The following is a 22,892-nucleotide window of genomic DNA, read 5'->3' on the forward strand; positions in this document are numbered from 1 at the left end:
GCGGAGAAGCCGGCCGCCGTCGCGGAGCCGGACGACAAGACGGACGAGAAGTAACGTGCGGACGGCCGTCGTGGTCGGCGCCGGCCTGGCGGGGCTGGCCGCCGCCGGGGGTCTGGCCCGCGACGGCTGGCACGTGACCGTCCTCGAGGGCCGCGAGCGGGTGGCCGCCCCGCCGACCGCCCTGGTGCTGTGGCCCAACGGCCGCCGCGCCCTGGAGTCCCTCGACCCCGACGGCGGCTGGCCGGCCATCGCCGCCCCGCTGCCCGACGGCGGGGTGCGGCGCCCCGACGGCCAGTGGCTCGTCCCGCCGCACACGCGTCCGGGGGCCGGTCCCGCCCCGGCGGTCGTACCGCTGCAAGATCTTTACGACGCCCTCGTCGCCGGCCTGGGCGAGCGGGTGGAGATCCGTACCGGTTTCGCGGTGACCACGGTCCGGGCGCGGCGGGCGTCGCGCCCGGCGGTGGGGGACGGGCGGGTCTTTCTCGAGGCCGACCTGATCGTCGCGGCCGACGGCATCGACAGCACGATCCGCCGGGCGCTCGCCCCCGAGGCGGTCGCGGTCGGCTCCGGCTTCGCGGCGTGGCAGGCAGTCGTGCCCGGCTTCCGGCTGCCGGACTTCGCACCCGCCCAGGCGGCGGGCGGCGAGACGCTCGGCGCGGGCTACCGGTTCGTGGCGATCCCGCTGGGCCGCGGCGGCTTCTCCTGGGTGGCCACGGCGGCCGGCGCGCCCCGCCCCGAGCCGCCCGCGACCCAGCTCGCCCTGCTGCGCCGCTGGTTCTCCGGCTGGCACGCGCCGGTGGGCGAGCTGCTCGCCGCCACCCACCCCGAGGACCTGGTGCCGCAGGAGGTGCGCGAGCTGCGGCCGCTGCCGAGGGCGTACGGCTTCCGGTGTGGTCCTGGCGGTGTCGTCCTCCTCGGCGACGCCGCCCACGCCATGCCGCACCACCTCGGCCAGGGCGCGTGCCTCGCGTTCGAGGACGCGGCCACCCTGCGCTCGCTGGTCGCGACGGCCGAGCCGGGCGCCGCGCTGGGCGACGCGGTCGAGGAGTACGACCGGACCCGCCGTCCGCGCGCAGCCACGGTGGTCCGCCAGACCCGCCGCATGTCCGCCGTCGTCCAGGCCCGTGGCCGCCTGGCCCTCCGGGCGCGCGACGCGGCGCTCGGCTCGCTACGCCCCCGCATCCTGGGCAGCGCCCACGGACTCGCGGCCGACTGGCAGCCCCCGGACAGGCCTTAAGGCCTGCTCAGAGTGGTGAGGCCGGCCAGCACGCCGGTCACTTCGAGGGCGCGCAGGCTGCGGCCGTGCAGGTTCGTCACCTGGAATCCGCTGCCCCCGCGATGGGCGTCGCGGCGCGCCGAGAGCAGCGCGTGGATGCCGGCCGAGTCGCAGAAGCCCAGCTCGCCCGCGTCGACGACCAGCGTCTCCGGCCGGAACTCGGCGAGGGCGGCGCGGACCTCCCCGCCGAGCAGCTCGGCGGTGCCCAGGTCGAGGTCGCCGGCGAGGTGCAGGCGGATGGCGCCGGAGGGATCCTGGTGCACGGTGATGTTCATCGGCCGGCCGCCGGCGCCGGGTGGGGCAGCAGGTCGACCCGGACCCGCTTGCCGCCGCGATGGTTGTGCACCTGCCACCCCGCGGAGAGCGCCTCGATGGCGGCCAGCCCGCGGCCACCGGTCTCGTCGGGCTCGCGCCGCCGCGGGAGGACCGACGAGCCGTCGGCGACCGACACCTCCACCTCGGGGCCGGCCGCCCGCAGCTCCAGGGTGATCTCGCCGCCCCCGTGGCGGACGGCGTTGGTGACCAGCTCGCTCACGATCAGGATCGCCGCGTCACGCCACTCGTCGTCGTCGAAGCCCCAGTCGAGCAGGACGGTGTCCACGATCGTCCGGGACCGCGCGGGCGCCTGCCGGCCCAGCACCACGTCGAAGTGTGCCGTCAATGTGTCCACGCGACATTCGCCCACCCCGGTTACGGCTGTCATATCCGTCGATCCCAGGCTACGGTTTCCGGGCTGCGCCGCCGTACCGCATTTCGGTCGTCATGCCGACGGTCCGCCATCTGGCCCCGGCGGGTCCCTGCCCGGCGGCGTGCCCGTTCAGGGGAACCCGGCCCGCCGGTCCCCGTGCTGCAATGAGACGTGGCTCGCTCGCCCGCAGCGCGGGACGTGGCGCTGTGCGTCGCCGTGGCCGTCGCGTACACGGCGGGTTCGCTGTCGTCCTTCCTGCTCTTCCAGGCCTCGGCGGCCGGCGCGGTCTTCTTCCCGCCGGCCGGCGTCACCCTCGCCGCGCTCCTGCTCACGGCGCGCCGCCGATGGGTCTGGGTGCTGGCGGGCGCGGCGGTCGCGGAGCTCGGCATCGACGTCGCCCACGGGATCCCGCCGGCCGGGGTCGCCGGGTTCGTCCTCGCCAACGTCGCCGAGCCGCTCGCCGGGGCCGCCCTGGTCCGCCGCCGGATCGCGGGCCCGCTCGACCTGTCCCGGCGGGTGCACGCCGTGACCTTCCTCGCCGGCGCGGTGGCCGCCGGCCCGGTCGCCGGGGCCGTGGTGGGGGCCACCACGATCGTCGTCGTCGAGCACCCCGGCTGGTGGGCGGCCTTCGGCCAGTTCTGGGCCGGGGACGCGCTGGCCGTCCTCACGCTGGGCACCGCGCTCGTGGCCCTCGGCGGCGTCCGGCGCTCCGAGCTGCGCCGATGCTGGCGCCGGGCGGCGGTGCTGCCGGCCGCGGCGGGCCTGACGGTGGCCGGGTTCTGGTCGTCCCGGGTGCCGCTGATCTATCTGCCCGTGCCGTTGCTCGTCGGCATCGGCGTACGCGGGCAGGCTGGTCTTGTGGGTCTGGCCGGCTTCGCGATGGCGTTCACCGCGAACGTCGTCAGCGCCGCGGGCCGGGGACCCTGGGGCACGGTGGCCGGTGTGCAGCGGCTGGCCGGGGCGAGCCTGCAGCTGTACGTCGCGTGCATCGTGCTCGGCGCCGGGGCCCTGGCCGTCGCGGTCGGCGAGCGTGACCGCGCCCGGGCCGAGTCGGAACGCGAGGCGCACGCCCGCCGCCGCCTGCAGGCCCTCCAGCGGGTCACCGCCCGGCTCGCCGGCGCCGCCACGGTCGCCGAGGTCAACGACGTCCTGACCGGCGACGGGCCCGCCGCTCTCAACGCCCTCGGCGTCCGGGCGCTGCAGCGGGCGGAGCTGTTCGAGACCGAGCAGCGGGCGGCCCACCAGCTGCAACGCGCGCTGCTCCCGGCCATCATGGCGGACCTGCCGGGGGTCGCCGCTGCGGCCCGCTACCTGCCGGCCACCGAGGGCCAGGACGTCGGCGGCGACTGGTACGACGTCTTCGCCCTGCCCGCCGGCCGCGTCGGCATCGTCGTCGGCGACGTGATCGGCCACGGTCTGACCGCCGCGGTCGCGATGGGCCGGCTGCAGCAGTACGTCCGGTGGATCGCGGGGAAGGGCGCCACGCCCGGTGACATCCTGGGCGAGCTGGACGAGCTGTGCCCGTCCGTCCCGGGCGCCAGCTATGTGACGGTCGGCTACGCCGAGTACGACCCGGTGGCCGGCTCCCTGCGCCACGCCCGCGCCGGCCACCCGCCGCCGCTGCTGGTGACCGACGGCACAGCCGAGTATCTGTGGGACGCCCTGTCCGAGCCCCTGCCGACCGCGGCCGGCCCGCGTCCGCAGGCGGAGACTCTCGTGGCGCCGGGCGCGATGCTGGTGTGGTACTCCGACGGGCTCGTCGAGCGGCGGACCGAGACGCTGGACGCCGGGCTGGACCGGCTCCGGACGGCGGCGGCCCGCATCACCGACCCCCGGCCGCAGCGCTGGTGCGACTGCCTCCTGGACGCGATGATCACCGGCAACCCGACCGGCGACGACAGCGTCGTGGCCTGCGTCCGCCTGGGCACCGCCCCGCCCTCGGCGGTTTCAGGGGGTCGTCGCACCACCGTCGGAGTCCAGAAGTTCAGCTAGACGCTCGGCTGGTGTTTGCCACCCGAGCGTCATTGCCGGGCGGCCGTTGAGCTGGGGCCGCGACAGCGGCCAGGTCCTCGGGTGCGTGCTGGGCGAGGTCGGTCTCTTTCGGGAAGTACTGGCGCAGGAGTCAGCTGGTGTTCTCGTTCGAGCCGCGTTGCCGGGGTGGGTGGAGGTCGCTTGGTCTCAGGTCAGTGACCGAGTTTGATCGTGTTCGGTTCATCCGGTGCGGCGGAAGCTCCCGCGGCGAAGACATGGGTCACGGTGGCAACGCGCCGGCCGAGGTGGCGTGCGGTGTTCAGATCGGCGGCGTGGGCAGCGTCGGGACCCTGGTCGTTCCAGGACTGGGCGCCGGCGCCGAGGTAGAAGCCGAGGCGGTTGTCGTCGTGCTCGCTGGCGACGGTGGTGTTCCAGCCGGGCAGTAGTCCGAGGCTGATCCAGTGCATGCCGTGCTGCGCGGCGAGCAGCGACAGGTACTGCAAGGTGTGCAGTTTGTCGCCGCTCATCGAGCCGGAGTTGGTGAAGCCGGCGGCGATCTTGTCCTGCCAGGACCGTCGCATCCAGGGCTTGGAGGAAGCTTCGGCGAAGGCGTGGAAGGCACCCGACGCGCTGCCCATGTAGGTCGGAGTGCCGAAGATGATCGCGTCGGCGTTGCCGAGCGTGGCCCATCCGGCGTCGGTGATGGTGGCGACGTCGACGAGGTCGACGTCCACCGCGTCCACCGACCGGGCACCGTCGGCGACGCTGTTGGCGAACTCGCGGGTGTGGCCGTAGCCGGAGGTGTAGGCGATGGCGACGGAGATGCGGGGCATGATTTTTTCCGTTCAGGAGAAGGGCGGGAGAGGGGTCAGTGGTTCTCGCGGGCCGATGACGTCTCGGTCATGTCCGGGTATCGGTCGCCGAGCACGTTGCCGGCGATGGGCTCGAGCTGGGCCAGTTCGGTGCTCGTCAGGGTGAGCTCAGCGGCAGCCAGGTTCTCCAGCAGGCGTTCGGGCCGGCGAGTGCCCGGGATCGGCACCACCGGCACGCCGTGCACATCCGCCGAGCTCGGCGGCGGCCGTCACCAGGCTGGTCTCGATGTCGCGGGTGAACAGCGACCATTCGGACTGCACCGCGGTGATCGGATGGATCGCATGGGCTTCGCGCAGTTCGGCCCCGGTGACCTCGCTCAATCCGAGGAAGCGGACCTTTCCCCGCTGCACGAGTTCGGCCATGGCGCCGACAGATTCGGCCAGGGGAACGCGCGGGTCGCGCCGGTGCATGTAGTACAGGTCGATCACGTCGGCCCCCAGGCGATCGAGGCTGGCATCGACCGCCTGATGAACGTATGCGGCGTCGGTCCGGATCGACATGGAACCGTCGCCTGCTCGCACGGTGCCGAACTTGGTCGCTATCACGACGGAGTCGCGGTGCGCGGCCAGGAAAGGAGCCAGGAAGCGTTCGTTGTCTCCCTGGCCGTACATGTCGGCGGTGTCGAAGAGCGTGACACCGGCGTCCAGGGCGGTTTTCAAAGTCCGCCTGGCCGCTGAGGGGTCGGTGGGGCCGTAGAACTCGCTCATACCCATGCAACCGAGGCCTTGCTTGCCCACCAGGGGGCCGTTCACTCCGAGGACGACATGGGGGACCACTAGTCACCACCTCCTGTAGGTGTTGTTGACGGTGGCAACGCTAAACCGTTGACATCGTCAATGACAACGTCAGTCAAGAAGCGTTACCTTCGACACATGCCAGCCGTCAGACCCGACACCGCCGTAGCCGCCGACCGCAGCGAGCAGAGCGAGCGCATTCTGGAAGCCGCCGCCCGCTTGCTCCGGGAGCAGGGCCCCGCCGCCATCTCGACCCGCGCGGTCGCCACGGCCGCCGGCGTGCAGACGCCGACGTTGTACCGCCTGTTCGGCGACAAGGACGGCCTGCTCGACGCCCTGGCCAGCTACTGCTTCGAGAGCTACATCGCTGAGAAGCGCGCGCTGAGTCCGAGCCCGGACCCGATCGCCGACGTCCGCAGCGGCTGGGAGATCCACGTCGAGTTCGGGCTGCGCAATCCGGCCTTCTATGCGCTGATGTACGGCAACCTGCGCCCGGGTCGCAGGCCGGCCGCCGCCCAGGAGAACAGCGAGATCCTGCGCCGCATGCTCGAGCGGGCACGCCGGCAGGGCCGGCTGCGGGTCCCGGTCGACATCGCCGTCCGGCACATCGAGGCCACCACCACCGGCGCGGTGCTGCTGTTGCTCTCCCAGCCGGAGAGCGAACGCGACCCGGCCACGCTGATCGGCCTGCGCGACACGGTGATCGCCTCGATCGTCAGCGACCCCAGCCCCGCCGGTGACGCCTCGACAACCATTGCCGGGCGGGCGCTGGCCCTGCTCGCTGCGCTCGGCGAAGGCGCCGACGCCGGCGCCGACCCGGTGGTCGACGCGGGATTCAGCCTCCTCGAGGCCGCCCTGCTCAGAGAGTGGATCGGCAGCCTGGCCAGGTGATCCGAGCCGAGTTCAGCCGCCGCCGAGGATCAGAGGGGCGCCGCCGCGGGGCTGCCGATGCAGGCGGTTCCCACGCGGCGGAAGCCCAGCCGCGAGTAGAGCCGCGCCACGTCCTCGTCGCCGGCTGAGAGGAAGACCACGTCGTCGCCCTCGTCCAGCGCGCGCCGGGCGAGGGCCGCGGTCAGCTGGGAGGCGTACCCCCGGTTGCGGGCCGCCGGCAAAGTCGCCACACCGACCACTTCCGCCACGCCGCCGGAGCGCTGCACCGAGCCGACCGCCAGCACGCCGTCGCCGGGGGAGGAGACCACGGCGCTGACGACGTGGCCGGCGCGGTGGGCGCGTACCTGGTCGGTCAGGGCTTCCGGGGGTGGGGGCGGGACCGCGTCGCGCTGGGCCGGGCCGGCGGGTTCGATGGTGAGGGCGCCCGCGGTGGCCGTGCTGGGGGTGGAGGCGGGGGTGGCGAAGCCGAGGCCGGCCACGGCGCGCCCGGCCGTGAGGTCATCGGGAAAGGAAGGATCCGCCGGGTCGAGGAGGCGGACGACGGCCCCCGGTACGGGCAGATCGGGCACCAGCGCGGCGCGTTCGAGCACCATGAGCGGGGCGAGCAGCACGTCGAGCCCCGCGGACCGGGCGACGGCGAGGAGGTCCGGGGTCGTCTCGTGGACCCATTCGAAGGCCTCGGGGACGCCCAGTTCGCGTTGGCGGGCGCGGACCGCAGTAATATCAGCGGCGGACGGGGTGTCACCGCCGAGGCCCTGCCGCAACGAGAGCCGGGGCCGGGCATAGAACGGCCAGCCCGCGCCCTCGCGGACGAAGAGCACGAAGTCCCCGATGTCCTCCGCCACCGCGGCGTCTCGGGGCACGGCGTCGTAGAAACGTTCCAGCCGGGCAAAGATGTCGGTATCCTCTAGCGCCACCGCGCGAGACTAACCGACCCGCCCCCGGCAAGTGTGATCCATCCGCACCTGGCGGAGTCGCCGGGCGTCTAACGTAGTATCTAGAGACTTTTGCAGGGCCGACGTCGTCCCGACCTCAGCAGGAAACAAACGTGACGATCGGAGGCCCGGTGGCATTTCCGCACCCCCAGGGGCTTTATGACCCGGCCAACGAACGCGACGCCTGTGGCGTCGCGTTTGTGGCTGACCTCCATGGCCGGCGGTCGCACGATGTCGTCGCCAAGGGCCTGTCCGCGCTGATCCGCCTGGACCACCGCGGCGCGCGCGGCGCCGAGTACAACACCGGCGACGGCGCCGGCATCATGATCCAGGTCCCGGACGCCTTCCTGCGCGCCGTCGTGGATTTCGACCTTCCGGAGTACGGGTCGTACGCCACCGGGCACGTCTTCCTCCCGACCGACGAGGCCGACGCCGCCCGCGCGATCGCCGTGTTCGAGAAGTACGCGCTCGTCGAGGGGGCCGACATCCTCGGCTGGCGCGACGTGCCCGTGGACCCGTCCGGGCTGGGCGCCACCGCGGAAGCCGCCCGTCCGGTGATCAAGCAGGTGTTCCTCGCCGCGGACCGGCTGACCGGCGATCGCAAGACGCTCAGCGGGCAGGAGCTCGACATCGTCGCGTTCTGCATCCGCAAGCAGGCCGAGCGGGAGACGCAGCAGCGCGGCATCGCGGCGTACTTCCCGTCGCTGTCGTCGCGCACGATGACGTTCAAGGGCATGCTCACCCCGGACCAGCTGCCGGAGTTCTTCCCCGATCTGACCGACGACCGGGTCGACAGCGCCATCGCGCTCGTGCACTCGCGCTTCTCGACGAACACGTTCCCGTCGTGGCCGCTCGCCCACCCGTACCGGTTCATCGCTCACAACGGTGAGATCAACACCATCCGCGGCAACAAGAACTGGATGGCGGCCCGCGAGGCGCTGCTGGCGTCGCCGAAGCTGCCGGGCAGCATCAAGCGGCTCTTCCCGATCTGCACGCCCGAGGCGTCGGACTCGGCGAACTTCGACGCCGTCCTGGAATTGCTGCACCTGTCGGGCCGCAGCCTGCCGCACGCCGTCCTGATGATGATCCCGGAGGCGTGGGAGAACGACCTGGCCATGGACCCGGCCCGGCGCGCGTTCTACCGCTTCCACGCGAGCCTCATGGAGCCGTGGGACGGGCCGGCGTCGGTGGCGTTCACCGACGGCACGATCATCGGCGCGGTGCTCGACCGCAACGGCCTGCGCCCGGGCCGCTGGTGGCACACCAGCGACGGCCTGGTCGTGCTCGGCTCCGAGGCGGGCGTGCTCGACATCGACCCGGCCACGGTGGTCGCGAAGGGCCGCCTGCAGCCGGGGCGCATGTTCCTGGTCGACACCGAGGCCGGCCGGATCGTGCACGACGACGAGATCAAGGCCGAGCTGGCCGCCGCCGAGCCCTACGACGAGTGGCTGCACGCGGGCCTGCTCGAGCTCGACGACCTGCCGCCGCGCGAGCACGAGATCTACACGCACGACTCGGTGCTGCGCCGCCAGCAGATCTTCGGCTACTCCGAGGAGGAGCTGAAGATCCTGGTCGCGCCGATGGCCCGTACGGGGGCGGAGCCGCTGGGGTCGATGGGCACCGACACGCCGATCTCGCCGCTGTCGACCCGGCCGCGGCTGCTGTTCGACTACTTCCATCAGCTCTTCGCCCAGGTCACCAACCCGCCGCTGGACGCCATCCGCGAGGAGCTGGTGACCAGCCTGTCGACGACCATCGGCCCCGAGGGCAACCTGCTCGACCCGGGCCCGGCGAGCTGCCGCCAGATCGTGCTGCCCTACCCGATCCTCGACAACGACGAGCTGGCCAAGCTGCTCTCCATCGACGAGGACGGCGACCTGCCGGGCTTCAAGGCGGTGCGGGTCTCCGGGCTCTACCCGCTGCGCGACGGGGCCGAGGGCATCAAGGCCCGGCTCACCCAGATCTGCCGGCACGTGTCGGAGGCGATCGAGGACGGCGTCCGCATCCTGGTGCTCTCCGACCGGGACTCCAACGCCGACCTGGCCCCGATCCCGTCGCTGCTGCTGACCGCGGCGGTGCACCAGCATCTCGTACGCGAGCAGACCCGCACCCAGGTCGCGCTGGTGGTCGAGTCGGGGGACTGCCGGGAGGTGCACCACGCGGCCGTGCTCATCGGCTACGGTGCCGCCGCGGTCAACCCGTACCTGGCGTTCGAGAGCGTCGACGACCTCATCGCGACCGGCCCGCTGGCCGGCGTCGAGTCGAAGAAGGCGGTCCGCAACTACGTCAAGGCGCTCGGCAAGGGCGTCCTGAAGATCATGTCCAAGATGGGCATCTCGACCGTGTCGTCGTACTGCGGCGCGCAGGTCTTCGAGGCCGTCGGCCTGGACAACCAGCTGCTGCAGCGCTATTTCGCGGGCACGTCCGGGCGCATCGGCGGCTCCGGGCTGGCCGAGATCCACGCGGAGGTCGCGGCGCGGCACGCCAAGGCGTACCCGTCGAACCCGGCCGAGCGCAGCCACCGCCGCCTCGAGGTCGGCGGCGAGTACCAATGGCGCCGCGAGGGCGAGATCCACCTCTTCAACCCCGAGACGGTCTTCCTGCTGCAGCACGCCACGCGCAGCAAGCAGTACGACGTCTTCCAGCAGTACACGTCCAAGGTGGACGGGCTCGCGGCCGAGGCGGGTCACCTGCGCGGCCTCTTCACGCTCAAGTCCGACCGGCCGGCCGTACCCCTGGAGGAGGTCGAGCCCGCGTCCGAGATCGTGAAGCGCTTCGCGACCGGCGCGATGTCCTACGGCTCGATCTCCGCCGAGTCGCACGAGACGCTCGCGATCGCGATGAACAACCTCGGCGGCAAGTCGAACACCGGCGAGGGCGGCGAGGACGTCGAGCGTCTCTACGACCCGGCGCGCCGCTCCAGCGTCAAGCAGATCGCGTCCGGCCGCTTCGGGGTGACGAGCGAATATCTCGTCAACGCCGACGACCTGCAGATCAAGATGGCGCAGGGCGCGAAGCCGGGCGAGGGCGGGCAGCTGCCGGGCAACAAGGTGTGGCCGTGGATCGCCAAGACCCGGCACGCCACCCCGGGTGTGGGGCTCATCTCGCCGCCGCCGCACCACGACATCTACTCCATCGAGGACCTGGCGCAGCTGGTCCACGACCTCAAGAGCGTCAACCCGCAGTCGCGCGTGCACGTCAAGCTGGTGTCCGAGATCGGCGTGGGCACGGTCGCCGCGGGCGTGGCGAAGCTCAAGGCCGACGTGATCCTCATTTCGGGCCATGACGGGGGTACGGGCGCCTCGCCGCTCAACTCGCTCAAGCACGCGGGCACGCCGTGGGAGCTGGGGCTGGCGGAGGCGCAGCAGACGCTGTTGCTGAACAAGCTGCGCGACCGGGTGACCGTACAGGTGGACGGGCAGTTGAAGACGGGGCGGGACGTCCTCATCGCCGCTCTGCTCGGTGCGGAGGAGTTCGGCTTCGCGACCGCGCCGCTGATCGTGTCGGGCTGCATCATGATGCGCGTCTGCCACCTCGACACCTGTCCGGTGGGCATCGCCACGCAGAACCCGGTGCTGCGCGAGCGCTACAGCGGCAAGCCCGAGTTCGTGGAGAATTTCTTCCTCTTCATCGCCGAGGAGGTCCGCGGCTACCTGGCCGAGCTGGGCTTCCGCAGCATCGACGAGGCGATCGGGCACGCCGAGGTGCTCGACGTGGCGCCGGCGCTCGACCACTGGAAGGCCAAGGGCCTCGACCTCGGCCCGGTGCTCTTCGTGCCGGAGCTCGAGGAGGGCGCGTCCCGCCGCGGCGTCGTCGCCCAGGACCACGGCCTCGACAAGTCGCTGGACAACGAGCTCATCGCGCTCGCCCAGCCGGCCCTCACCGACGGCACGGAGGTCCGCGCCGAGGTGCGCGTCCGCAACGACCACCGCAGCGTCGGCGCGATGCTCGGCGGCGAGGTCACCCGGCGCTACGGCGGCAACGGGCTGCCCGACGACACGATCGCCTTCACCCTGCGGGGCACCGGCGGCCAGTCGTTCGGCGCGTTCCTGCCGCGCGGCGTGACGCTGCGGCTGATCGGCGACACCAACGACTATGTCGCCAAGGGCCTGTCCGGCGGCCGCATCGCGATCCGCCCCGACGAGCGCGCGCCGTTCGTCGCGGAGGAGAACACCATTGCCGGCAACACCATCCTGTACGGGGCCACGGGCGGAGAGCTGTTCCTGCGCGGCCGGGCCGGGGAGCGGTTCGCGGTGCGCAACTCGGGTGCCGCCGCTGTCGTCGAGGGCATCGGCGACCACGGCTGCGAGTACATGACCGGTGGCACTGTGGTGGTGCTCGGCTCGATCGGGCGGAATTTCGCGGCCGGGATGAGCGGTGGGACCGCCTTCCTGCTGGATCTCGACCCGGCCCGGATCAACCCGGAGCTGGTGGATCTCGCACCGCTCACCTCCGCGGAGGAGGAGATCTTGCGTCGCTTGATCTCCCGCCACCTGGAGGAAACGGGCTCCGCGGTGGCCGAAGCGCTGCTCGCGGACTGGCCGGCCGCTGTCTCCCGCTTCACCGCTGTGGTCCCGCGCGACTACAAGCGTGTCATGGAACTGATCAAGACCGCCGAGGCTGCCGGTCGCGACGTCGACGAGGCTGTCATGGGGGTTGTCCGTGCCTGACCCGAACGGTTTCCTGCGCTACGAGCGCCAGCTGCCCAAGCGCCGGCCCGTGCCGGTGCGCATCAAGGACTGGCGCGAGGTCTATCCGCCCGCGGGCGAGGAGCTCATCCGCGAGCAGGCGACGCGCTGCATGGACTGCGGCATCCCGTTCTGCCACGAGGGCTGCCCGCTCGGCAACCGCATCCCGGACTGGAACGACCTGGTGCGTACGGGCACCTGGGCGTCCGCCGCGGAGAGCCTGCACGCGACCAACAACTTCCCGGAGTTCACCGGGCGGCTGTGCCCCGCGCCCTGCGAGGCGGCCTGCGTCCTCGGCATCGCCGACGACCCGGTCACCATCAAGCAGGTCGAGGTGGAGATCGCCAACCACGCCTTCGACCACGGGTACGTGCAACCGCAGATCGCCCCGACCCGCTCCGGCAAGTCGGTCGCCGTCGTCGGCTCGGGGCCGGCCGGTCTCGCCGCCGCCCAGCAGCTGGCCCGGGCCGGCCACGACGTGACGGTCTTCGAGCGCGACGACCGGATCGGTGGCCTGCTGCGCTACGGCATCCCGGACTTCAAGCTGGAGAAGGAGCGCATCGACGACCGCCTGGCCCAGATGTCGGCCGAGGGCGTCGTCTTCCGCGCCGGCGTGAACGTGGGCGTCGACATCACCGCGGCCGAGTTGCGGGCCCAGTTCGACGCCGTGCTGCTGGCGTGCGGCGCCCTCGCCGGTCGGGACACCGCTTCGACGCCGGGCCGTGCGCTGAACGGCGTACACCTGGCGATGGAGCACCTCGTCCCGGCCAACCGGGTCGTGGCCAAGCTCGAGCCCTTCGCCTCGATCGACGCCGCCGGCAAGGACGTGGTCATCATCGGCGGCGGCGACACCGGCGCCGACTGCCTCGGCGTCGCCCACCGCCAGGGCGCCCGGAACGTCATCCAGCTCGACCAGTACCCGCTGCCCCCGGACACCCGCGCCGCGGCCCTGCACCCGTGGCCGACCTGGCCGGTCATCCTCCGCAACTACCCGGCCCACGAGGAGGGCGGCGACCGCGTCTTCGGCGTCGCCGTCCAGGAGTTCGTCGACGACGGCGACGGCAACGTGGCCGCCGTCCGCATCGCCGACGTCGTGGTCGAACGCATCGACGGCGTCCGCACGGTCACCGTCACCGAGGGCTCCCAGCGCGACCTGCCGGCCCAGCTCGTCCTGCTGGCCATCGGCTTCGAGGGCACCGAGGACCAGCCCTTCCTGGCCGACCTCGGCGTCACCCGCACCAAGCGCGGCGCGGTCGACACCGACTCCGGCTGGCAGGCCGCCCCCGGCGTCTTCATCGCGGGCGACATGCACAAGGGCGCCTCGCTGATCGTGTGGGCCATCGCCGAGGGCCGCTCCGCCGCGTCGGCGATCCACGCGTATCTGGGCGGCGCGGGCGAGCTGCCGGCGCCCGTACGCCCGTCGTCCCAGCCCCTCGCCGCGACCCGCTAGCCGCTGTCCTTTGTCGGGTCCGGCGCTTTATGCGCGCCGGGCCCGCAGCGTGGCCTCACTGGCCAGGGACAGCGGCTGCGGCAGTTCGTCCTCGCCGAACCAGCCGATCGCGGTGCACTTGCCGGGCTCCCGGATCTCCGGTGTGCCGCCCTCGTGGCGAGCCAGGAACGACACCGACACCCAGTGCTGCCCCTCGGTCATGTGATCGTCCACACCGAGCAGCCGCTCGACGGTGACGTCCATGCCGTACTCCTCGCGCATCTCCCGCCGTACGGCGGCTTCGAGGGTCTCTCCGAACTCGACGGTCCCGCCGGGGAACTCCCAGCAGCCGCTCTCGTTCCGCGCTTCCGGCCCCCTCAGGGCGAGAAAGACTTCCTGCCGGCCGTTGAGCACGTAGGCGCCCACCCCCACGCCGACGTGGTCGCGCCCGGGCTCACTCACCGGCTCAGCCTATCGCCGGAATGATCACCAGGCCCGCCGCGAGCCACATGAACGAGATCGACAACAGAATGAACAGGCCGATCCACGTCTCGTACCACCGCCAGATGTTCCCCACCTCGGGCGGCTTCCGGAAGTCCTTGCGCACCGCCGTCCCGGTGAACTCGCACTCCTCCTTCCGGTAGTCCCACCACGTGAACATCCCCATCACGATGAGAATCAGCGTGAAGAGCGCCACGAACGTCACCAGCAGAAGAATCGCCACAACCCCGATCCGTGCCGTGCCCGGCCGGATGCCCCAGTCCTCGTACCGCACGAAAAGCGCGAGCGCCGCCCCCACCAGCACCGTCGCCAAGGTCTGATAGATGGCCAGGAAGCGGTAGACATTTTCGTTGACGGTGTGCAGCTGCTGCAGGATGTACTTGTACCGCTCCACCTCAAAAGCAGTCACCTTGTCCACCGGCGCCGGATTAGTCACGGGACCACCACCATCCGTTCTCGTCCGTGTACACGTACGCTTCGGGTGGGGGAGCGGGAATATCTGTGCAACTGCGGGCCACCTGCTCGAGGGCGTCGTTCACGTCGTCGACAGCAAGTCTCCACGGGGCGTCCGGGACCAGTAGCCGGAAGGCCAGCGGGAAGTCGCGTGCCAGCGCCGCGGCGTGCCGAGAGATCCACTGCACCAGCGGGTGTGTGGCGTTCAGGATGGAGTCCGCCTGGGCCAGACCCGCAGGGCCTCGAAAGGGAACCGCGTACAACGGGGGCAGCAGGTCGGAGATCTGGTCCGCGGCGGTGTGGGCGACGGCGACCAGGCGCCCGGATCCGCGAGTCGCGGCAGGCTCGTACACGATCGGCACGAAGAAGGCGAGCAGTGCCGCGGCGAGACCGCCGTAGAAGGATTGTTTCCCGGGCAGGTAAGCAAGGGCGGAGCCGCCGACCGGCGGCTGCTCTCCCTGCGCCACCGCCGCCAGCAGCGCGTTCACGCTCACCATGCCGTTCGGTGTGGGAATGACGTCCTCGTCGTTCCATCGGCCGCCGGTCAGCAGGGCATCGCTCCGGAGTTCGGCAACGGAGAAGGGGTGCGCGGACCCGTTGCCGAACAGGTCCAGCCGGAGCAGATGCCGCAAAGCGCCGGATGGCGCGGTTGAACCGCGCAACGCCATATGTATGGCCAGATGCGCCGCCGACTGCACCGGGAAAGAAACGGCTCGTACCGCTTCCCGGGAGATGGTGAGCTCCGGACGCAGTGCGCCGCCCAGTAACACGATGCCCCCCAGAACAGCTTCCCGCTCGACAACGCTGTTGAACAGTGGGCCGGCAGGCGGCCCCACGGGCAGGACGACGCCGTGGTGGGCCCATCGGGTCGGCGGCTCATGACGAAAGAGGGATGACAAGGACGGATGGCCAACTTCCCGATAACTGACAGGGAAGGGCGTTTGCAGGCTGTGGCGGTCCAGAGCGTCCCAAATGAACACCGGCGCTTCCGCCAGCGCAACAGCCCGTTCGGTCTCGGTTCCCCCGGGCATGGGTGGCAAGGGCAGCCCGGCGAAGGGTGCGAGCGCGTCCAGGAAGGAAGCGAATGTGGCTTGATCGACGTATCGGTCTACGGTGATTTCGACGTCCGGTTGTTCACTGTACCGAGCAGTTCTGATCCGGCATGTGACTTCCGTGACGGCGTCTGTGGGTCGGCCTGCCAGTCCGGCCGGCTTCTTCGGCCAGCCGGCCAGAAGATCTGAAGCGGTACCGTCGGCGCTGGACGCAGGGAGGGCCAGCAGAGCGATCAGCCGGCCTCCTACGCCGGTCACCGATGTCGTGCGGTCCAGATCGATCGGCACGGTCACGACGTCGAAGCTTCCGATGAAGGGCAAAGCGCCGATTCTCGACTCGCGATCGGCGGTGTCTATCCGGGCGACATGCGGTTCAGGCCGCCACACATCATCCAGCGTGGCGGAGTGCCGGCGGCCGGCCGCCTCTCCGTTGACCGTGACAGAGATGGGCGGCGACAACAGAAGGTCCTCGACCTTCGCGGCGATCCCGGCAGTGCGGATGCCCGTACGGCGCGGGTCGATGCGTACGGCGATGCTGGTGCCCGCGTGCCGGCGGAATCCCCGGTCGCCGCGTGGGCCGGCGGGCATGTCGTCCGGTCCCTGGCCTGCCCGGCGCAGGACGAAGAAGTCACGATCGCGGCGCAGTGACAACCGCAGCGCGGTGCCCGTCTCCGGTTCGTCACCGCCGCGGACCAGATGGCGGGTCGACACCTCGATCCGGTCCCCGGCCAGGAAACAGGACAGCACTCCGATGCCGAAGCGGCTGATCGGCACGAACGCCTTCTCCTGCTGCCGGCGGACCAGCTGGGCCTCGAACTCGGCCGACTTGTAGTACGACCGGCCCACGCGCAGGAAGTAATCCCGCAGCAGCCGTTCATCCATTCCCAGGCCGTTGTCGTCGATGCGGACCCACGTGAAGCCGTCACCGTCCTCCCAGCTCGTCACCGCCACATGCGGGTGCGGGAAGGAGCCGTGGATCCGCTCGCGGGCCAGCACGGTGTCGATGGCGTTCTGCAGCAATTCCCGCAGGAACGCGTACTGGTCGTCGTAGAGTTCTTCGCCGGTGAACAGCTCCAGCACCGAGGCGCGGTCGAGTTCGAAGCGGAAGTCGCCGTACGTGTACCCCTTGCTCTCCACCTGGCGGACGTCGATGTCGCCGGGCAGCGGCAGGTCGCGCAGCCCGGCCCGGCACTGGTCCCGGATGGGCCGGCACTGTTGCAGCTCGGTCCGGGCCATCCCCAGAAAGGACCGGATGGCATGCTCGACTGCGGGATCACGGGGGTTCGCCGCATATCCGATCTGATAGATCGACGGCCACGAAGCCGGATCCTCGCGCGGGAACAGGAAACCGCGGCTGTGCATCTGCTGATGCCAGTGTTCCGCGCTCTCGGCGGCGGTGGCGTAGCCCGGCCGGGCCAGGCCGAGGTAGTCGTAGATGATCCGCGGGGCGCGGCTGCGGCCGAAGTCCATGAGGTCCGCGAGCCGGAGCAGCATCGCGCAGAAGCGGAGGTCCGCGACGCCCAGGAACTCGTCGAAGTCCCCGGTCCGCAGGACGTCCGCCGACTCGTTGTGGCTGCGGCACACCCTGTCCAGAGCGCTGACCAGCGACATCCCGTCCCAGGCGAGCAGCTGCGGCTGGGCGAGCTCCAGCCGGTCGAGGTGCTCACGCACCCGGACGGCGTGCCGCTCGCGGCAGTACCTCTCGAGAACAGCCGCCGGTACCGCTCCGCCGTGCCGGTGCACCGCCAGATAGGCGTCCGGCTCGCGGCGCAGGAACCGGCTGAACTCCTCGTCCCCGGGAACGCGCGCCCGGTCCTCGGCCGAGTAGACCATCCCGATGTCGTGGAAGTACGCCGACAGAATCAGCAGCGCCGCCTCCAGCGGATCCACCTGTCCGATCCGGGGACCCGCCAGTTCGTTCATGAGGCCGACGACATTGCGGGCGTGGCGCTCGTCGTGCAGCGTGTACGCCGGGAAGGTGTCCCGCACGGTCTTGAGCAACTCGGCAGCCTGAGCCGTCGCCGCCTCGACCATGACCCGGCCGGCCGGATGGCGGGCCAGCACTTCACCCAGTGGACCCCATGCGGACACGAAACGACCCCCGGCCCCGGACGCGCTGTTGTATGGACATCGCGCAATGTAGTGCCGGGGGCGGGAGATCGCGATCGGGAATGTGACCGAGGGGATAGGTCGCCCACTCGGCTCCGGCGGCACAGGCAACACCGATAAGCTGAGGCCGAATCGCGGACGTCGAAGCCCGCGCGCACAACCACCCCGATCGGGGGTCGGCCGGCGGGCCGATCCGGAAGAGAGACTAGCCTGATGGCTGTGACACGCCGCGCAAAGATCGTCTGCACGATGGGCCCCGCCACCTCCTCCCCCGAGCGGATGCTCGGCCTGGTCGAGGCCGGGATGGACGTGGCCCGCATGAACTTCAGCCACGGCAGCCACGAGGACCACCAGAAGGTGTACGAGACGGTGCGCGCGGCTGCTCAGCAGACCGGCCGGGCCGTGGCGGTCCTCGCCGACCTGCAGGGGCCGAAGATCCGTCTCGGGAAGTTCGCCGACGGGCCCCACCAGTGGGACAACGGCGACGTCGTGACGATCACCAGTGACGAGATCCTGGGGTCGAAGGAGCGCGTCTCCTGCACGTACAAGAAGCTGCCGCAAGAGGTCAAGGTCGGTGACCGGCTGCTGATCGACGACGGCAAGGTGGCCGTCGAGGTGTCGGCGGTCGACGGCAACGACATCCGGTGCCTGGTGACGGAGGGTGGCCCGGTCTCGAACAACAAGGGCGTCTCGCTGCCCAACGTGGCCGTCAGCGTGCCCGCGATGAGCGACAAGGACGAGGAGGACCTGCGGTTCGCCCTGGGCCTCGGCGCCGACCTGGTCGCGCTGTCCTTCGTACGCTCGCCCGACGACATCAAGCTCGTGCACCAGATCATGGCGGAGGAGGGCCGGACCGTCCCGGTCATCGCCAAGGTCGAGAAGCCCGAGGCCGTCGAGCACCTCGAGGCGATCGTGCTCGCGTTCGACGGCGTCATGGTGGCCCGCGGCGACCTCGGTGTGGAGATGCCGCTCGACCAGGTGCCGCTGGTGCAGAAGCGGGCCGTGCAGCTCTGCCGCGAGAACGCCAAGCCGGTGATCGTCGCCACGCAGATGCTCGACTCGATGATCGAGAACTCGCGCCCGACCCGCGCCGAGGCGTCCGACGTCGCCAACGCCGTGCTCGACGGCACCGACGCGGTCATGCTGTCCGGGGAGACGTCGGTCGGCAAATACCCGGTGCTCACCGTCAGCACCATGGCGAAGATCGTGACGACGACCGAGGCCGGCCCGTTCGACGTGCCGGACCTGGAGCACGACCCGCGTACGCACAGCGGCGCCCTGACCATCGCGGCCGTCCGCATCGCGCGCAACATCGGGGCGAAGGCGCTGGTGGCGTTCTCGCAGACCGGTGACACCGTGCGCCGCCTGAGCCGCCTGCACTGCGAGCTGCCCCTGTTCGCGTTCACGCCGGTGGCCGAGGTGCGCGACCAGCTGGCGCTGTCGTGGGGTGTGGAGACGTTCCTCACCGACTTCGTGCAGCACACCGACGACATGTTCCGCCAGGTCGACCAGCGGATGCTGGGCCTGGGCCTGGCCAAGCCCGGCGACTACGTGGTCGTCGTGGCCGGCAGCCCGCCCAACGCGCCCGGCTCCACCAACACCCTGCGCGTGCACCGGCTCGGCGACCTCGTCGACCCGGCCACCGTCGCCCCGAGCACGGTGTGACCCCACTGACCGGACAGGCCGCCGTCGACCAGCTGCTCGAGGTCCTCGATCTCAAGCAGCTGGCCGGCGACCGGTTCCAGGGCATCAGCCCCCAGGTCGGCGCGCAGCGCGTCTTCGGCGGCCAGGTCGCCGGGCAGGCCCTCGTGGCGGCCGGCCGCACCGTCGATCCGGCGCGGCACGTGCACTCGCTGCACGGCTACTTCGTACGTCCCGGCGACCCGACCGTCCCCATCGACTTCACCGTGGAGACGATCCGCGACGGCCGCTCCTTCTCCGTGCGGCGCTCCACCGCCCAGCAGCACGGCAAGACGATCTTCTTCATGTCGGCGTCCTTCCAGGTCACCGAGCAGGGCCTCGACCACCACACCCCGGCCCCGGCCGGCGTGCCCGGCCCCGAGGACACCCCGACCGTCCGCGACCTGCTGGCGAAATATCCCGACCGCGAGGCCGCCTACAACAAGGGCCCGCAGGCCATCGACGTCCGCTACCTGGGTACGCCCGGCTGGGTCCCGCCCGGCGACCGCGACGCGTCCGAGCAGCAACGCGTCTGGATGCGCATCAACGGCACCCTGCCCGACGACCCGCTGATCCACGCCTGCGCCCTGACCTACGCGTCCGACCTGTCACTCCTGGACGCCGTCCTCTCCGTCCACGGCGAGGTCTGGGGCCCCGGCGGCGTCATCGGCGCCAGCCTCGACCACGCCCTCTGGCTGCACCGCCCGTTCCGCGCGGACGAATGGTTCCTCTACGACAGCGCCAGCCCCTCCGCCTCGGGCAGCCGCGGCCTGGCCAGCGGCCGCATGTTCACCCGCGACGGCACCCACATCGCCAGCGCCGTCCAGGAAGGCCTGCTCCGCCGCATCGGCGCCTGAGGACCCCTTGCCCGCCGCCGGCTCCCCGGCCCACCAGCTCCCTTTGCCGGTACGCCACCAGCAGCGCCGCAAGCACACGAACGCTCGCCCCCGGCGCCCGCCCGGCCCGATTGGCGACGGCGCCCGCCCGGCCCGATTGGCGACGGCACCCCCGCCTGGCTCGACTGGCGACGGCGCCCGCCTGGCTCGACTGGCAACGCCGTCCGCCTGGCCCGGCCGGGGGCGACGTCAGTCCATCAACCGCCGCGCGATGATCGACGTGTCGTCCATGCCCGGCATCGCCGCCTCGGCCGCCCGGGCCGCCGGATCCAGCAACGGCAACGACGACTCGTCCCCCCGCCGGCCCCGCATCCCGGCCGCCCCGGCGCCACCGTAAGCCGCGCCGCCCGCACTCCCGAACCCGCCGGCGTCCGCGCCTCCGTAAGCCGCCCCGCCGTCCGCACTTCGGTAAGCCGCGCCGCCGTCCACACTTCCGTAAGTCGCCGCGCCGCCCGTGCTCCCGTAAGTCGCCGCGCCGCCCGTCGCCGTGCCGGCAGTCCCGCCCGCCACCGGACCGCCGCCGAACACCGTCGCCGTCGTCTCATCCGCCCGGGGCGCGGCCATCGGCGTCCAATCCACCGGCGCCGCCGATCCCAAGCCGGCCGGACCCGCAACCCCCGAGCCCGCAACCCCTGAGCCCATCGGCCCCGAGCCCGCCGGCCCCGCGTCGTCCCGCCCGCCGTCCCCGGTCATCGGCAGGTCGGCGCCCTCGGCGGTGTCCGGCACCCGCACCTGCGCCGCCTGCTCCGCCGCCTGCGCCAGAATCCCCGGATCGACCGACCCGGTCACCCCGCGCTGCGCCAGCACCGCGTCCAGATCCGCCGTCGTCCGCAACACCTCGTCATGGAAACTGCCCCCGCCGAAACCGCCCGTGCCGCCCCCGCCGACAGCCTGCGCCGACATCACCGGCCCCGCCCCGGCCGACCCCGCCGCGCCGCCCCCGACCATGCCCGCAGCCCCGGTCATCCCCGCCGCACCAGCCCCGGCGACCCCCGACGGGCCTGCGCCGAAAGCCGCACCATGCCCACCCGAAGCCGCCCCCGGCCTGATCGCGCCCGCGTGGAAAGCCGCGCCGGCCCCGCCCGTACCCCCGGCGAAAGCCCCGCCCGCAGTGCCCGCAACCGGCGCGGAAAGATCAGCCATTCCCGCCGCCGACGCCCGCGGCACCGCCGCCCGGTGCCGGGCCCCCAGCTCCGCCGCCGGCGCCTCCTCGAAGTCCATCAGGCCCGCCGCATAGCCGGCCACCCCGACCGCCCGCTCCGCCGGCAACTCCAGCAGCCGCTCCGCGCGCGCCGCGGCCGAAGCCTCCCGCAGCCGCAGCGCCGCGACCAGGTCGGCGATCCCGCGCAGCAACGCGGCCCCGGCCAGGACCACCAGGACAATTTCCGCCGTACGCCCGAAGGGCCCCGCCCCGTGGAACCCGACCCCGGCCTCCACCACGCCGAGCACCGCGTAGAGCCCCCAGATCCGGTCGGACTCCCGGCTCAGCATCCCGATCGTCAGGTCCGCGGCGCCCCGCACCATCAGGAACCACCCGACCAGCGCCCCCGGCGTCGCCCACGAGCTGGTCCCGTCCGCGAGGAGCAGCCCGCCCGTGGCCGCGAACACGACGGCCATCCCGGCGTTGAGCCCCCACGTACGCGTCAGCGCGAGCGCCCGCACCGCCTCGGTCAGCGCCCCGAACAGGATCACCGGCCCGGCCACCCGCGCCAGGTCCGCCGGCTCCAGCCGCAGCACGCTCCACGACACCGCCAGCCAGGTCACGCCCGCGAACAGCAGGAACCCCCACAGGCCGTCCCGCACAACGGTCAAAGGCGACGAGCCGGACCACATCATGAATCCTCCCGCGGTGCTGCGCTGGTACTGCCATGACAACACCCGCGACCACCGCAAACCGCCCTTTCCCGGAAAAACCCTCGCGTTCCCCCGACCTGTGCTGACCTCAGGCCTTCGCCCCGACGCACCCGTCCAGCACCGCCACCCCTTCCTTGCGCGCCACCGACAACATGTTCGGCTTGCACATCCGCCACGGGACGCCGAGCCGGTCGAGGCATTCCTGACAGAGCCGCATGATGTCGCGGGATTCGTTGGAGAACATGTAGCGGGGGTAGCGGTACTCCTTGCCATTGCGAACGACGCGGTTTTCCGAGCGGCAGCCGTCCGAGTGGAAGAGCCCGCGCGCGAAATCTCCCGGAAATTCGTCCACCACCTCCTCCTGCCAGGGAAGAAGGGCAATCTCGCGCTGGTGCTTCATGCCGGGGCCATGCTGCGGCAACAGGCACGGCCAGTGCATCGAGTAGCTCTGCACGGAGGTGCACCCGATCTTGGGAACCCGCTGGACGCTTCTCGCGATCACTCGGCGCATGGCCTCTTCGCACTTGTCGATCAGGGCCGGCCAGGCGTCGTCGCAGGCTATCCGCAGCACCGGCACTCGAGCAGAGGTGACGAGATGCCCGTCACCGAGATAGAGCCCGAGCAAGTGCGCATAGGCGGGGCCGTCGTCGGGTGGTCGCGGGGGAACGTCGCAGCGCGGACACCGAGAGATTTCAGCAGCGCGTTCGGTGGCCCTGCGGGAGTCACTGTGCAGCCAGTGGCTGACAGTGCCGCGGGGCAGTCGTAACTCGCGCGAAATAGCGGTCGCGGTCATGCCTGCGGCATACAACTCGATGGCACGGCGGATCAGGTGAGAGGGGTGCACCCCATCATCTTCGAACAG

General features: G+C 71.7%; 17 protein-coding genes and 1 pseudogene. 7 read left to right on the plus strand and 11 right to left on the minus strand.

Annotated features, from left to right (window positions below; translation table 11 throughout):
• Window positions 1-55 precede the first annotated feature (55 nt).
• Window positions 56-1,237 carry an FAD-dependent oxidoreductase gene (locus tag RAN62_RS20965; protein ID WP_305786389.1) on the plus strand — a complete coding sequence of 394 codons (1,182 nt, stop codon included), beginning with the start codon at window positions 56-58 and terminating at the stop codon, window positions 1,235-1,237.
• Here the strand turns inward: RAN62_RS20965 and RAN62_RS20970 are convergent.
• Together RAN62_RS20970 and RAN62_RS20975 are read right to left on the minus strand one after the other, a co-directional pair.
• Window positions 1,234-1,551, minus strand: coding sequence for an STAS domain-containing protein (locus RAN62_RS20970; RefSeq protein WP_305786390.1), 318 nt, complete (start codon window positions 1,549-1,551; stop codon window positions 1,234-1,236). The two genes, RAN62_RS20965 and RAN62_RS20970, sit on opposite strands and share 4 nt — an antisense overlap.
• Entirely contained in the window at window positions 1,548-1,946 is a 399-nt protein-coding gene (locus RAN62_RS20975; protein ID WP_305786391.1) for an ATP-binding protein, read from the minus strand. The genes RAN62_RS20970 and RAN62_RS20975 overlap by 4 nt, the downstream gene beginning before the upstream one ends.
• Window positions 1,947-2,135: 189 nt before the next feature.
• Here RAN62_RS20975 and RAN62_RS20980 point away from each other — a divergent pair, with 189 nt between their 5' ends.
• Window positions 2,136-3,956 carry a PP2C family protein-serine/threonine phosphatase gene (locus tag RAN62_RS20980; protein ID WP_305786392.1) on the plus strand — a complete coding sequence of 607 codons (1,821 nt, stop codon included), beginning with the start codon at window positions 2,136-2,138 and terminating at the stop codon, window positions 3,954-3,956.
• Here RAN62_RS20980 and RAN62_RS20985 read toward each other — a convergent pair.
• From RAN62_RS20985 to RAN62_RS20995, 3 genes and pseudogenes are all read right to left on the minus strand, one after another.
• Window positions 3,912-4,125 (minus strand): annotated as a pseudogene (locus RAN62_RS20985) (transposase); the annotation flags it as partial. The gene RAN62_RS20980 and the pseudogene RAN62_RS20985 overlap by 45 nt on opposite strands.
• Window positions 4,126-4,147: 22 nt before the next feature.
• A complete protein-coding gene (locus RAN62_RS20990) occupies window positions 4,148-4,768 on the minus strand; it encodes a flavodoxin family protein (RefSeq protein WP_305786393.1) in 621 nt (206 codons plus the stop codon).
• 147 nt (window positions 4,769-4,915) lie between these two features.
• Entirely contained in the window at window positions 4,916-5,515 is a 600-nt protein-coding gene (locus RAN62_RS20995; RefSeq protein ID WP_305786394.1) for an aldo/keto reductase, read from the minus strand.
• A 165-nt stretch (window positions 5,516-5,680) separates the two neighbouring features.
• Here RAN62_RS20995 and RAN62_RS21000 point away from each other — a divergent pair, with 165 nt between their 5' ends.
• Window positions 5,681-6,433, plus strand: coding sequence for a TetR/AcrR family transcriptional regulator (locus tag RAN62_RS21000; protein WP_305786395.1), 753 nt, complete (start codon window positions 5,681-5,683; stop codon window positions 6,431-6,433).
• 29 nt (window positions 6,434-6,462) lie between these two features.
• Here RAN62_RS21000 and RAN62_RS21005 read toward each other — a convergent pair whose 3' ends face one another.
• Window positions 6,463-7,350, minus strand: coding sequence for a GNAT family N-acetyltransferase (locus RAN62_RS21005; RefSeq protein ID WP_305786396.1), 888 nt, complete (start codon window positions 7,348-7,350; stop codon window positions 6,463-6,465).
• A 131-nt stretch (window positions 7,351-7,481) separates the two neighbouring features.
• On the opposite strand from RAN62_RS21005, the gene gltB reads away from it, so the two are divergent.
• Together gltB and RAN62_RS21015 are read left to right on the plus strand one after the other, a co-directional pair.
• A complete protein-coding gene (gene gltB / locus RAN62_RS21010) occupies window positions 7,482-12,038 on the plus strand; it encodes a glutamate synthase large subunit (protein ID WP_305786397.1) in 4,557 nt (1,518 codons plus the stop codon).
• On the plus strand, window positions 12,031-13,506 hold the full coding sequence (locus RAN62_RS21015) for a glutamate synthase subunit beta (RefSeq protein WP_305786398.1): 1,476 nt from the start codon (window positions 12,031-12,033) through the stop codon (window positions 13,504-13,506). The genes gltB and RAN62_RS21015 overlap by 8 nt, the downstream gene beginning before the upstream one ends.
• A 27-nt stretch (window positions 13,507-13,533) precedes the next feature.
• Here RAN62_RS21015 and RAN62_RS21020 read toward each other — a convergent pair whose 3' ends face one another.
• Genes RAN62_RS21020 through RAN62_RS21030 form a run of 3 tightly spaced genes read right to left on the minus strand, consistent with a single transcriptional unit; the run spans window position 13,534 to window position 17,492 of the window.
• The gene (locus RAN62_RS21020) at window positions 13,534-13,947 is read right to left on the minus strand and encodes an NUDIX domain-containing protein (RefSeq protein ID WP_305786399.1); all 414 of its coding nucleotides are present in this window, start codon (window positions 13,945-13,947) and stop codon (window positions 13,534-13,536) included.
• 4 nt (window positions 13,948-13,951) lie between these two features.
• Window positions 13,952-14,422, minus strand: a complete 471-nt coding sequence (locus tag RAN62_RS21025; RefSeq protein WP_305786400.1) for a hypothetical protein — start codon at window positions 14,420-14,422, stop codon at window positions 13,952-13,954.
• Window positions 14,415-17,492: an HD domain-containing protein gene (locus tag RAN62_RS21030; RefSeq protein ID WP_305786401.1), complete on the minus strand. Its 3,078-nt coding sequence runs from the start codon at window positions 17,490-17,492 to the stop codon at window positions 14,415-14,417. Before RAN62_RS21030 ends, RAN62_RS21025 begins: the two co-directional genes overlap by 8 nt.
• A 321-nt stretch (window positions 17,493-17,813) precedes the next feature.
• Here RAN62_RS21030 and pyk point away from each other — a divergent pair, with 321 nt between their 5' ends.
• Window positions 17,814-19,265: a pyruvate kinase gene (pyk, locus tag RAN62_RS21035; protein WP_305786402.1), complete on the plus strand. Its 1,452-nt coding sequence runs from the start codon at window positions 17,814-17,816 to the stop codon at window positions 19,263-19,265.
• Complete coding sequence (locus RAN62_RS21040; RefSeq protein WP_305786403.1) at window positions 19,262-20,137, plus strand: acyl-CoA thioesterase; 876 nt, start codon at window positions 19,262-19,264, stop codon at window positions 20,135-20,137. Before pyk ends, RAN62_RS21040 begins: the two co-directional genes overlap by 4 nt.
• A gap of 228 nt (window positions 20,138-20,365) precedes the next feature.
• Here RAN62_RS21040 and RAN62_RS21045 read toward each other — a convergent pair whose 3' ends face one another.
• Both RAN62_RS21045 and RAN62_RS21050 read right to left on the minus strand, forming a co-directional pair.
• Window positions 20,366-22,054 carry a hypothetical protein gene (locus RAN62_RS21045; protein ID WP_305786404.1) on the minus strand — a complete coding sequence of 563 codons (1,689 nt, stop codon included), beginning with the start codon at window positions 22,052-22,054 and terminating at the stop codon, window positions 20,366-20,368.
• Window positions 22,055-22,118: 64 nt separating this feature from the next.
• A complete protein-coding gene (locus tag RAN62_RS21050; RefSeq protein WP_305786405.1) occupies window positions 22,119-22,874 on the minus strand; it encodes a helix-turn-helix domain-containing protein in 756 nt (251 codons plus the stop codon).
• Window positions 22,875-22,892: the final 18 nt, after the last annotated feature.

It is taken from the genome of Symbioplanes lichenis, assembly GCF_030709675.1.
GTDB lineage: Bacteria > Actinomycetota > Actinomycetes > Mycobacteriales > Micromonosporaceae > Actinoplanes > Actinoplanes lichenis.